The 11,422-nt window shown below is 70.4% G+C and carries 11 protein-coding genes; 6 read left to right on the top strand and 5 right to left on the bottom strand.

Going from position 1 to position 11,422, the window contains the following annotated elements:
• Nucleotides 1-34 precede the first annotated feature (34 nt).
• Nucleotides 35-1,132 (top strand): M12 family metallopeptidase, encoded by a 1,098-nt coding sequence (locus tag OG407_RS43225; protein WP_405865991.1) that lies wholly within the window; start codon nucleotides 35-37, stop codon nucleotides 1,130-1,132.
• 120 nt (nucleotides 1,133-1,252) lie between these two features.
• Here the strand turns inward: OG407_RS43225 and OG407_RS43220 are convergent, their stop codons facing one another.
• Nucleotides 1,253-2,230 (bottom strand): sulfurtransferase, encoded by a 978-nt coding sequence (locus OG407_RS43220; protein ID WP_405865989.1) that lies wholly within the window; start codon nucleotides 2,228-2,230, stop codon nucleotides 1,253-1,255.
• Nucleotides 2,231-2,614: 384 nt separating this feature from the next.
• Here OG407_RS43220 and OG407_RS43215 point away from each other — a divergent pair, with 384 nt between their 5' ends.
• The 5 genes from OG407_RS43215 to OG407_RS43195 all read left to right on the top strand — a co-directional run bounded on the left by OG407_RS43215 (nucleotide 2,615) and on the right by OG407_RS43195 (nucleotide 7,303).
• Nucleotides 2,615-3,535: an ABC transporter substrate-binding protein gene (locus OG407_RS43215; protein WP_405865987.1), complete on the top strand. Its 921-nt coding sequence runs from the start codon at nucleotides 2,615-2,617 to the stop codon at nucleotides 3,533-3,535.
• A gap of 129 nt (nucleotides 3,536-3,664) precedes the next feature.
• On the top strand, nucleotides 3,665-4,693 hold the full coding sequence (locus OG407_RS43210; RefSeq protein WP_405865985.1) for an ABC transporter substrate-binding protein: 1,029 nt from the start codon (nucleotides 3,665-3,667) through the stop codon (nucleotides 4,691-4,693).
• Nucleotides 4,690-5,463 carry an ABC transporter permease gene (locus OG407_RS43205; RefSeq protein ID WP_405865983.1) on the top strand — a complete coding sequence of 258 codons (774 nt, stop codon included), beginning with the start codon at nucleotides 4,690-4,692 and terminating at the stop codon, nucleotides 5,461-5,463. Before OG407_RS43210 ends, OG407_RS43205 begins: the two co-directional genes overlap by 4 nt.
• Nucleotides 5,460-6,221: an ABC transporter ATP-binding protein gene (locus OG407_RS43200; protein WP_403586176.1), complete on the top strand. Its 762-nt coding sequence runs from the start codon at nucleotides 5,460-5,462 to the stop codon at nucleotides 6,219-6,221. Before OG407_RS43205 ends, OG407_RS43200 begins: the two co-directional genes overlap by 4 nt.
• Entirely contained in the window at nucleotides 6,218-7,303 is a 1,086-nt protein-coding gene (locus OG407_RS43195; protein ID WP_405865981.1) for a phosphotransferase enzyme family protein, read from the top strand. The genes OG407_RS43200 and OG407_RS43195 overlap by 4 nt, the downstream gene beginning before the upstream one ends.
• Here the strand turns inward: OG407_RS43195 and OG407_RS43190 are convergent.
• The 4 genes from OG407_RS43190 to OG407_RS43175 form a co-directional block, all read right to left on the bottom strand.
• On the bottom strand, nucleotides 7,278-7,727 hold the full coding sequence (locus tag OG407_RS43190; RefSeq protein WP_405865979.1) for a GNAT family N-acetyltransferase: 450 nt from the start codon (nucleotides 7,725-7,727) through the stop codon (nucleotides 7,278-7,280). The genes OG407_RS43195 and OG407_RS43190 overlap by 26 nt on opposite strands.
• A gap of 86 nt (nucleotides 7,728-7,813) precedes the next feature.
• Nucleotides 7,814-8,947 carry an LLM class flavin-dependent oxidoreductase gene (locus tag OG407_RS43185; protein WP_405865977.1) on the bottom strand — a complete coding sequence of 378 codons (1,134 nt, stop codon included), beginning with the start codon at nucleotides 8,945-8,947 and terminating at the stop codon, nucleotides 7,814-7,816.
• Nucleotides 8,948-8,962: 15 nt separating this feature from the next.
• Nucleotides 8,963-10,042: an LLM class flavin-dependent oxidoreductase gene (locus OG407_RS43180; RefSeq protein WP_405865975.1), complete on the bottom strand. Its 1,080-nt coding sequence runs from the start codon at nucleotides 10,040-10,042 to the stop codon at nucleotides 8,963-8,965.
• The gene (locus OG407_RS43175) at nucleotides 10,039-11,412 is read right to left on the bottom strand and encodes an NtaA/DmoA family FMN-dependent monooxygenase (protein ID WP_405865973.1); all 1,374 of its coding nucleotides are present in this window, start codon (nucleotides 11,410-11,412) and stop codon (nucleotides 10,039-10,041) included. The genes OG407_RS43180 and OG407_RS43175 overlap by 4 nt, the downstream gene beginning before the upstream one ends.
• Nucleotides 11,413-11,422: the final 10 nt, after the last annotated feature.

Genomic DNA, 11,422 nt, shown 5'->3' with positions numbered 1-11,422 from the left:
GCGCCCGCGAGCGGTCACCGGCAATCTGGTTCGCATGACCACCCGCTACTGCTCCCTCGCGCAGCAGTCGGCCCCGGAGTTCGCACCGGGACTGACCGCCGAGCGACGCAGTGCGCTCATCGGCGGAAGCCGCATGTGGGTCAACGGAACAGTCCTGCACTACTACTTCTTCGACGCCGACAACGCGGCCGCCACCGACACCTCCGTCATCCCGGTCCCCGGGACGGGCGAGATGCGGCGGGTGCCGTGGGCCGGCGCCAAGGAGCAGCAGGACGTCGTACGCGAGTGCTTCCGTGAGTGGCGGGGCCTCGGCATCGGTGTCGGCTTCGCCGAGGTGGGGGACCGTTCGGAGGCGGAGCTGCGCATCGGGTTCCAGCCCGGTGACGGCGCCTGGTCGGCGGTGGGCCGCGACGCGCTCACGGTCGGTCTGTCCGACCGCACCATGAACTTCGGCTGGGACCTGACCGCACCGGGACAGCGCGGTACGGCCCTGCACGAGATCGGGCACGCGCTGGGGCTGCTGCACGAGCACCAGAGCCCGTTCGCGGGTATCCACTGGGACGACGAGGCCGTCTACACCGAGTTGGCGGGCCCGCCGAACTTCTGGAGCCGGGACAGGACCCGCTTCAACATCCTGCGCCAGCTCGACCCGGACGAGGTCAACGGCTCCGTCTGGGACCCGCAGTCGGTCATGGAGTTCCCGTTCGCGTCGGGGCTGATCCTGGAGCCGGAGGAGTACCGCACGGGCCTGCACCCGCACGGCAGCCTCTCCCCCTCCGACAAGGAGTTCGTCCTGCGCTGGTACCCGCCCGCCGGCCCTCCCCGGCCGGCCGAGCTGGTGCCCTTCCGGTCGGCGCCGTTGCGTCTGGGACCGGGCGAGCAGGCCGACTTCGCGATCGAGCCGACACAGACGCGCGAGTACGCCGTCGGTGCCTTCGGGGACAGCGACACGGTCGTCGTGGTCTTCGAGGAACGGGACGGCGAACCGCGCTTCCTCGCCGGGCAGGACGACGGGGGCACGCCGCACAACGCAACACTCAAGGTCAGGCTCGTCAAGGGCCGCCGCTACTTCGTCCGTGTGCGCCTGTACTCCACGTGGGGGTCGGGGGACACCGCGGTGATGTGCTGGTAACTCAGCATGGGTACAGCCGCACGCGGACGGACGGACCACTGTCCGGCGCCGGGGGAAACGGCCGAGGTTCGTAGCCTTCGGGGGAGGGATACGAACCTCGGCCACGCCGCCATGCCCAACTCACCTGGCATGCGGGGCACTTGTGCCCTGGTTCCCCAACTCCAGTGGCCGTGCGGGGTCCTTGGACCACTCCTCCAGCGAACCGTCGTAGACGGACACGTCCGTACGGCCGAGCAGGGTGAGCGCGAGTGCGGCGCCCGCCGCCGAGATGCCGCCGCCGCAGTACAGGACGACCGGTGAGTCCTCGGTGTCGAGGACCGCGCCGACCCGCGCGGCGAGTTCGTCCGTGGGCAGCACGTGTCCGGCCTCGTCGAGGAGACCCCGGCCCGGGAGGCTGCGGCTGGCCGGGATGTGGCCGCGACGGCTGTAGCGCGTCGGGGCCGAGCCGTCGTAGCCGCCGGTGGGAAGGGCGCACACGAGGGTGCCGGGGCGTTCGCCGCGGCTGATGGCGGCCACGTCCTCGATGCCGGCCCACAGGTCCGGACGGACGACGGGTGTCACGGGCCGGACGGCCGGGACCGGTCCAAGAGCCCCGGCCGCGTCGGCGGACGCCACGACCGAAGGCCCCGCCCGCCCAGCCGTCGCCGGGTCGGTGTCGTCGCCTGATGCCAGCGGACGGCCGGCCGCAGCCCACGCTTCGAGACCGCCGTCCAGGACCGCCGCCGGTACCCCGATCGCCCGCAGCATCCACCACAGCCGCGCCGCCCAGATGCCGCCGCCGCTGTCGTAGGAGACGACCTCGCTGCCCTCCCCCACGCCCAGCCGGGCCAGTGCGGCGGCGAGGGCCTCGGGGGACGGCACGGCGAAGTGGTACGGCGCCTCGTGGTCGGAGAGGTCGCCGGTCAGGTCGGCGTGTCGCGATCCGGGCAGGTGCCGTTCGGCCCAGGTCCCGTGCCCGCTCGCGGAGCGGTAGTCGCCGTCCTCGCGGGGTGAGGGCAGGAGCGCGGTGGCGTCGAGGACGACCAGCCGGGGATCGTCGAGATGCGCGGCGAGCCAGGTGTCGTCGACCAGCGGGCCGGGCAGCAGGGAGGTGGTCATGGCGGCCGATCGTACGCCCGCGGACTGGGCGTCTCACCCCTCGGGCAGGACCGTCTCAGATATCGGACCCAGCTTGCACAGAATCCGGGTAGTGCGGTTATCGTTCGGCCATCTACGCGGGAGCCCCTACCCGGTTGGGCTGAGAGGGCGTCTGGGACCGGCTCGTCGAGAGTCCGGCCCCCATGGGGACGCCGACCGCACCACTCGCGCCTCAGCGCCCGCGTAGGAGTTCACGTGTCTACAACAGTCGAGCCCATGCCTCCGGTGGTCAACACCCCGGCGCGCCGCTCCTGTTGTCGTCGCATGCACTGATCCACCGCCTCCGCGCACCTCTCCCTCTCCCTTCAGGCGCCGTCACGCCTGCGCATATTCCGGAGTACCCCCATGCCGCACATACGGGTCATGCTCGACTATTTCCACCCCTGGCCGAATTCAGCCGGTCTGTACGTCGCCCGCGCCCGCCGCTGGTACGCCGAGGCCGGTCTGGATGTCGAGCTGGTGGTCCAGGATCCGGGACGCGGGGACACGCTGGAGTACCTGGCCCGGGGCGAGGTGGACTTCGGGATCTTCCCGCCGAACCGGCTGCTCGCCCGGCGCGCGGAGCACGGCCAGCCGCTGATCGCCGTGTCCGCGATCAATCACCGGGGTCTGGAGGCGATCCAGACCACCACGTCGACCGGGATCACCCGCCCCCGCGAGCTGGCCGGCCGCCGTATCGCCTACAACCCGACCCCGCGCGGCCGGGCCATGGTGCGCCACCTGGTGGCGGCCGACGGCGGTGACCCGGACGCCGTGATCGGCGTGGACGCGGGCAGTCGCGAGCTGACCGTGGACGACATCGCGGCGGGCGAGGCGGACGCGACCTTCGGCAACTACTGGTCCTGGGACGCGTTGCGCGGCGATCTGCCCGAGGAGCAGCGGCTGACCTGGCCGGTCGACGAGATCGGCGCCCCGCGCTACCACAGCTACCTGCTCGGCACGAACGAGGACCTGCTCACCCAACACCCTTCTCTCGTACGGGACTTCCTCGCCGTGACGGCTCGCGGCTACGCCGCCGCCACCCAAGAGCCGGACGCCACGCTGGAGTTGCTGGAGCGGGTCATCCCGTACTTCCCGCGCCCGCTGATCGCCCGTTCCCTGGCACTGATCGCGCCCACCTGGACGGACACGGACGGCCGTTGGGGCGTGATCGACGAGGGCCGGATGGGCCCGTACGCGCACTGGCTCGCCGAGAACGGCGCGATCCCGGACGACCACGACTGGGCGAGGTCCTTCACCAACGGCCTGCTGGACGTGGCCACATGAGAGCCCTGGCCTGCCAGGCACGGACGCTGACCCGGCGTCTCGCCGTCGACTTCATGCGGGTGGGCAGCGCGCTGTGTCGGCCGTGACCGGCCCGACCCACCAGCCCTCCCACCCCTCGAAGGACCCGACATGCATCGCCGTACCGCCCTCTCCGCCCTAGCCGCGGCCACCCTCCTCGCCGTCACCGGCTGCTCCGCCGACTCCACGGCCGCCACGAAGGACGGCACCACGACCGTCACCCTCGCCCTGGACTGGACGCCCAACACCAACCACACCGGGATCTACGTCGCCCAGGCCAAGGGCTGGTTCAAGGCCGCCGGGATCAACGTCAAGATCGTGCCCTACGGCTCGACGGCGCCCGAGACGCTGATCGCCAACCACAAGGCGGACTTCGGGATTTCGTACCAGGAGGGCATCACCACCGCCCGTGCGGCGGGCCAGGACATCACCTCCGTCTACGCCGTGACGCAGAAGACCGACGTGACGATCGCCGTGCGCGCCGACCGCGACGACATCACCACGCCGAAGGACCTGGACGGCAAGACGTACGCCGGTTTCGGCGCCCCGTACGAGAAGCCGCTGCTGCAGAAGGTGATCCAGAACGCGGGCGGGAAGGGCGACTTCAAGCAGGTCACCCTCAACACCTCGGCGTACGCGGCGCTTTACGCGGGCCAGGCCGACTTCGCGATGCCGATGCCGACCTGGGAGGGCCTGGAGGCGAAGCTGAGCGGCAAGCCGCTGAAGAACTTCCAGCTCTCCGACTACGGCTTCCCGGCGATCTACTCGACCCTCGTCGCGTCCTCGGACCAGTTCCTGAAGAAGAACCCGGAGGTCGCGAAGAAGTTCCTCGCCGCCGTCGACAAGGGCTACCGCTACTCCGCCGAACACCCGTCCCAGGCAGCCGACTTGCTCATCTCCGCCAACAGGAGCGTCCTCACCAACACCAAGCTGGTGAAGGAGAGCGAGGCGCTGCTGGCCAAGGAGTACTACAAGGGCGCGGACGGTTCGATCGGCACGCAGAGCGCCGCACGCTGGCAGGCCTTCGCGGACTTCGAGTACAAGGCGGGCCTGCTGGTCGACGCGAACGGCAAGAAGCTGACGTCGAGCCCGAAGGCGTCGACGTTCTTCACCAACGCCTATCTCCCGGACGCCAAGTGAGGCCGCTCCTGCGGTCGTTGTGGCCGCCGCTCCTCGTCCTGACCGTGGTCCTCGGCGGCTGGCAGCTGTACGTCACCGCCGCCGGTGTCGATCCCACGACGCTCCCCTCCCCCGCCCGGGTCGTGGAGCAGGGCTGGCTGAACCGCCACGACCTGTGGGACCAGACGCTCCCCACCCTCCAGGAGACGCTGCTCGGCTTCGCGCTGTCGTTCGCGGCGGCGTGGCTGGTCGCCGTCCTCCTCGACTTCTCCTCGGCGGCCCGCCGGGGCCTGTACCCGCTGCTCGTCGCCTCGCAGACCATCCCGATCGTGGCCGTGGCACCGCTGTTGATCATCTGGTTCGGCTTCGGACTGCTGCCGAAGATGCTGGTGGTGACCCTGACGACGTTCTTCCCGCTCGCCGCCAACCTCGCCGCCGGCTTCGCGGCGACCGACCGCGAGGCGATGCGGCTGCTGCGCTCGCTGGGCGCGGGCCGCTGGCGGACGTTCCGGCTGGTCCGGGTCCCGAGCGCGATGCCGTACTTCTTCGCCGGGCTGCGCGTGAGCATCACCTACGCCGTCGTCGGCGCCGTGTTCGCCGAGTACGCGGGCGCGGAGGCGGGTCTCGGGATCTACATGCAGGCGCAGAAGAGCGCGTTCCGCACCGACTTGGTGTTCGCGGCGGTCGCGGTGACGGCGGCGCTGAGCATCGCCCTGTTCGGGGCGACCTATCTGCTGCAACGGCTGGTACTCCCGTGGGAGCGGGCGTTGAAGGAGGACACGTCGTCATGAGCAGTCTGCGTATCGAGGGCGTCGGCAAGTCCTTCGGGCAGTTGGAGGTTCTCCGGGACCTCCAACTGGCCGTGGAACCCGGCGAGTTCGCGGCCGTCATCGGCCCGAGCGGCAGCGGCAAGAGCACCCTGTTCAACCTGGTCTCCGGGCTGGACCGCCCCACGACGGGCCGGGTCCTGGTGGAGGGCGAACCGGCCGGGGTCGAGTCCGGCAAGGTGGCGTACATGCCGCAGAAGGACCTGTTGTTCCCCTGGCGGACCGTGCTGGACAACACGGCACTGGGCCTTGAGGCACAGGGAGTTGGGAAGAAGGAGGCACGGCGCCGGGCCGACGCCCTGTTCCCGGACTTCGGTCTCGACGGCTTCCAGAAGGCGTACCCGTCCCAGCTCAGCGGCGGCATGCGGCAACGAGCGGCCCTGCTCCGTACGGTGGTTCTGGAGCGACCGGTCCTGCTGCTCGACGAACCCTTCGGCGCGCTCGACTCCCTCACCCGGACCGAGATGCAGCTGTGGCTGGCCGGCATGTGGCAACGCCACCGCTGGACCGTGGTCCTGGTCACCCACGACATCCGCGAGGCGGTCCTGCTCGCGGACACCGTGCACGTCCTGTCCCCGCGCCCGGCCACGATCGTCGACCGCGTCGAGGTCCCGCTGGCCCGCCCGCGCGGCGCCGACGACTTCACGAACCCGGACTTCGCCACGACCGAACGCCGCGTCCTGGACGCCCTGCGCGGCACAACGGCGGTGCGGACAGCGTGAGTTCACACCTCTCCCACGGTCTGGGCAACGACCCGGTCGAACCCGACTGGCCACCCCTGACGGACACCGAGGTCACCGACATCGTGGGCCCGGCCCGGGTGGTGTGGCGCAGCCCGCGCCCCCTGTCCGCGGCGGCCGTCGTGGAACGGTCCAACCGCCGCCTCTTCGTGAAACGCCACCACACCTCCGTCCGCACGCCGGAGGGCCTGGCCGAGGAACACGCCTTCCTACGACACCTGCGGCGGCACGGCGCCCCGGTCGTCGAGGTGTTGGACGCGACGACGCGCGGCGAGTGGACGTACGAGGTGCACTCCGCCGGAGTCGGCACCGACCTCTACCGCGACGCCCTGTCCTGGTCCCCGTTCCGCTCCCCCGCCCACGCGAGGGCGGCCGGCGAGGCACTGGCCCGCCTACACCTGGCGGCGGAGGGCTTCGACGCACCGCGCCGCCAAGTACAGCCGCTGGTCGCGTCGTTCACGGTGTTCGCCTCGGACGACCCACAGGCGGAGCTGGAACGCTACGTCGAGGAACGCCCCCAACTGGCAAAGGGACTCGCGGACTTCCCCTGGCGGGAGGACACCCGCCGCGCCCTGCTCCCGCTCTACGAGGAACTGGCGCCGCACCTCCCGGGCCTCACCCCTCTCTGGACCCACAACGACTGGCACGCCTCCAACCTCCTCTGGAACGAGGACGGTTCGGTCGCGACGGCCCTCGACTTCGGCATGAGCGACCGCACAACCGCCGTGCACGACCTGGCCACGGCCATCGAGCGCAACACCGTCCAGTGGCTCCAGCCCGGCTTCCCGGTCTGCGAGACGGACGCGCTCGCACTGCTGGACGGCTATCGGTCGGTACGCCCGCTCAGCCCCACCGAGTCGAAGGCGCTCCCGGCTCTGCTCCCCCTGGTCCACGCCGAGTTCGCGCTCTCCGAGCTGGGCTACTTCCACGGCGTGACGCGGTCGGCGGAGAACACCCGGCTGGCGTACGAGTACTACGTGGGCCACGCGGAGTGGTTCGCCGGGGAGAGCGGACGGCGCCTGCTGGACCTGTGCGGCGCTAGCGGGGCGGCAGCTCACGGGTGAAGACGACGCGGGGCCTGCCCGGACCGTCGTAGTCCTCCACGATGCGCGCGTCGAAACCGAGCGAGCGATGGAAGGCGATCGAACCCCCGTTGGTGACCGAGGTGATGGCCTTCAGGCGGACCGCGCCCTGCCGTGCGGCGGCCTCGATAAAGGCCGAGTAGAGACTCCGTCCGAGACCGGTGCCGCGCGCGTCGTCCCGGGTCGCCACCAGGTGGACGTATCCGGTGTGGTCGGGCGTGACGAACCCGAAGAGGTATCCACGGATGCCGTCGTCGGCACGGGCGACCAGACAGGTGGACCCGAACTCCTGCACCAGCGCGGTGAGATGGAGGGCGCGAAGGTCCCGCTCTCCCCAGTAGCGTGCGTGGTCCTCCAGGACCTGGTGGAGGTCGGTGACATCGGCGGGTTCGATACGGACGTCCATGGCATCGATCATGGCAGAGAGCAGGTCCGCTCCGGCCCGGCCATGGAGCGGGCCGCGCCGAAGCGGTCGGTGGGGACCCCGGAGCATCAGCTCGACTGGGAGGAGTGACCCCGCCGGCTCCATTCCTGGGCAAGCAGCTCGTAAGACCGCACCCGGTCCGTGTGGTCGTGGGTGATGGTCGTGATGAGCAACTCGTCGGCGTCCGTGGCCTCTTGGAGTTGTTCCAGTTGGTCGGCGACATGGCCGGGCGATCCGACGAACTGGGTGTCGACGCGGTCCTGGACCAGCTCGCGGTCCTCGTCGGTCCAGACGTGGGCGCGGGCCTCCTGCGGTGCCGGGAACTGGATGGCGCCCTCTGCCGTACGGATGGAGCGCACCCACAGGCCGTAGCCGGTGGCGAGTTCGCGTGCCGTCTCGTCGTCCTCGGCGACGACGATGTCGGCGGAGACGGTGACGTACGGCTTGTCGAGGGTGTCGGAGGGCTGGAACGCGGCGCGGTAACCGTCCGCCGCCTCAAGGACGGTGGCCGGGCTGACGTGGTAATTCGCCGCGAAGCGGAGGCCGTTGCGGCCCGCGACCTCGGCGCTCGTGCCGCCGCTGCTGCCCAGGATCCACACCTCGACGTCGGCTCCCTCGCCCGGCACGACGTGGGCCTCGACGCCCTCCGGTGAACGGTAGGTGCCGGCCAGCAGGGCGAGGACGTCGTCGATCTGCTCGGCGTAGTCCTGGGACTTCGCATCGGGCAGCAGGAGCAGCTTGTGCTGGAGGGCGATCCTGGGTGAGCCGAGGAGGCGCTCGAAGGAGAAGCGGGGCGGGATGCGCAGGCCGTTGGGGGCCCGGCCGTCGACGATCGGGGTCGCCGCCGGCAGCGGGGGCGACGGACGTCCGCCGGAGCGGCCCAGGCCCAGGTCGAAGCGGCCGGGGTGCAGCGCGTCGATCAGGCCGAACTCCTCGACCGTGGACAGCGCGGTGCGGTGGCCGAGTTGTACGGCGCCGGAGCCGAGCCGGATCGTGGAGGTGGCGGAAGCCGTCAGCGCCAGGACCACCGCGGGGGACGTGCCCGCGACACCCGGGTTGAGGTGGTGCTCGGCGAACCAGTAGCGGGTGTACCCGAACTCCTCGGCCCGGCGCGCGAGTTCGATGGAGTTGCGGAGAGCCTCGGGCGCTGTGGAGCCGGAGGAGATCGGGACCAGGTCGAGGACGCCGAGGGGGATGGACATGTGCTCGCTCACTCCTCAGTGGTCGGCGGGTACGGGCTCGGGCAGGACCGGTCCCCAGGCGAACGGCGGGTCCGGGATGTCCTTGCGCAGCACGGGAGTCACCGCCGACTGAAACAGTTCGAGCGAGTCCTTGTGCTGACGGTCCGTCAAGCCGGCGGCGTCCGCGTGGAGATGGAGCACCGTGTGGCCGAACTGCTCGTGGTAGCGGTGCACCTTGTCGATGACCTGCTGCGGGCTGCCGATCAGCGCGGAGCTGCGCTCGACGTAGTCCTCCAGGGTCTCGAAGACAACGGGCAGGCCCACCTGTTTCTGGAAGGCGAGGTTGCTCTCGAAGATCGGCCGGTAGACGGCGAGCGCCTCCTGGGTCGTCGGAGCGACGTAGAGGCCGGCCGTGCCCGCGCCGACCGCGATGTCCGCCGGGTTGTGGCCGTAGTGCTCCCAGCGTTCGCGGTAGTAGCGGATCAACTCGGCATAGGGCTCTATGGGGTTGGTGACGTTCGCGGAGAACAGCGGGTCGCCGTAGCGGGCGGCCAGGTCGACGCTCTCCTTGCTCGTCGCACTGCCGTGCCAGACCCGGATGGGCTGCTGGTACGGCTTCGGCCACACCTCCGCGTCCTTCAGTTCCGGACGGAAGCGCGTCTTCGCCGTCACCTTGTCCTGGCGCCAGAGCTGCCGGAACACCTCGTAACTCTCGGCGTTGCGCTCCCATTGGTCCTCGGGCGTGACGTGGAACAGCTCGCGCTGGGCGGTGCCGTTGCCCTTGCCGATGATCAAGTCCAGGCGTCCGCCGGAGAGATGGTCGAGCGTGGCGTAGTCCTCGTAGGCGCGGACCGGGTCGAGGAGGCTCAGGGTGGTGACCGCTGTGAAAAGGCGGATGCGGCGGGTGAGTGCGGCGATGTGGCTCAGGACCACCGTCGGCGAGGACGAGATGAAGGGCCGCTCGTGCCGCTCCCCCACGCCGAAGCCGTCGAAGCCCAACTCCTCGGCCAGCAGGGCGTTGTCGAGGACTTCGCGGAAGCGTTCGTGCGTCGACTTCTGTATGCCGGTCGTCGGGTCCGGGCGGTGGACGATGAGGGTGATCGCGAGGAACTTCACGAGGCCGCCCGTTCCTCGCGCACGTCGTCCGGGTGGGTGAGGCCGAGGTGGTCGCGCAGGGTCGGGCCCTCGTACTCGGTGCGGAAGACGCCCTGTTCCTGGAGCAGCGGGACCACCTTGTCCGCGAACGGGTCGAGGCCGGTCGGCGTGATGTGCGGGACGAGGATGAAGCCGTCGCTGGCGTCGGCCTGCACGAAGTCGTTGATGGTCTTCGCGACCGTGGACGGGGAGCCGATGAAGGCCTGCCGGTTGCCGGTCTCGATGACCAGGTCGCGGATGGACCAGCCGTTCGCCTCCGCCCGTTCGCGCCATTCCCGGGCGGTCGCCAACGGGTCCCGGTACATGCGGACTTGGGCGCGTCCCTTGGAGATGTGGTTGTCGCTGACGTCCGGGTCGATGTCGGGCAGCGGGCCGTCCGGGTCGTAGGACGACAGGTCCCGGTTCCAGACGAACTCCAGGTGCTTGATGGCCGTGGCGCCGCTGACCTGCTGGCGGCGGACTTCCTTGGCCAGGTCCTCGGCCTCGGCGTCGGTGTCGCCGAGGACGAAGGTCGCGGCCGGGAGGATGAGCAACTGGTCCGACCTGCGGCCGTACTTGGCGAGGCGGGACTTGACGTCGGTGTAGAAGGCCTGGCCGTCGTCGAGGGTGCTGTAGCGGCTGAAGATGGCGTCCGCGCCGGCCGCGGCGAACTCACGGCCCTCGTCGGAGTCGCCGGCCTGGAAGATCACCGGGCGGCCCTGCGGGGAGCGCGGGACGTTGAACTGGCCCTGGATGTCGAAGTGTTGGCCCTGGTGGACGAAGGCACCGGCCTTGGCGTCGCTCAGGAACGTGCCGCTCGCCCGGTCGGCGACGATCTCGTCACCGTGCCAGGAGTCGAAGAGTTCCTGGGTGGTGGCGAGGAACTCCTTGGCGCGGGAGTAGCGCTCGTCCTGCGGCAGGAAGCCGCCGCGCCGGAAGTTCTCGCCGGTGAACGCGTCCCAGGAGGTGACGACGTTCCAGGCCGCGCGACCGTCGGAGAGGTGGTCGAGACTGGCGAACTGGCGGGCCACCTCGTAGGGCTCGTTGAACGTGGAGTTGATGGTGCCGGTCAGGCCGAGGTGTTCGGTGACGGCGGCGAGCGCGGCGAGGATCGTGAAGGTGTCGGGGCGGCCGACGACGTCCAAGTCGTAGATTTTTCCGCCCTGTTCGCGCAGCCGCAGCCCCTCGGCGAGGAAGAGGAAGTCGAACTTGGCGCGTTCGGCGGTGCGGGCGAACTTCGCGAAGGAGCTGAACTCGATGTGGCTGCCGGCCGCGGGGTCGCTCCACACGGTGGTGTTGTTGACACCGGGGAAGTGGGCGGCCAGGTGGATCTGCTTCAGGGGCTTGCTCATGTCGTACGGT

The organism is Streptomyces sp. NBC_01515 (assembly GCF_045040345.1).
GTDB lineage: Bacteria > Actinomycetota > Actinomycetes > Streptomycetales > Streptomycetaceae > Streptomyces.
This window is presented reverse-complemented; position numbering and strand designations above follow the sequence as displayed.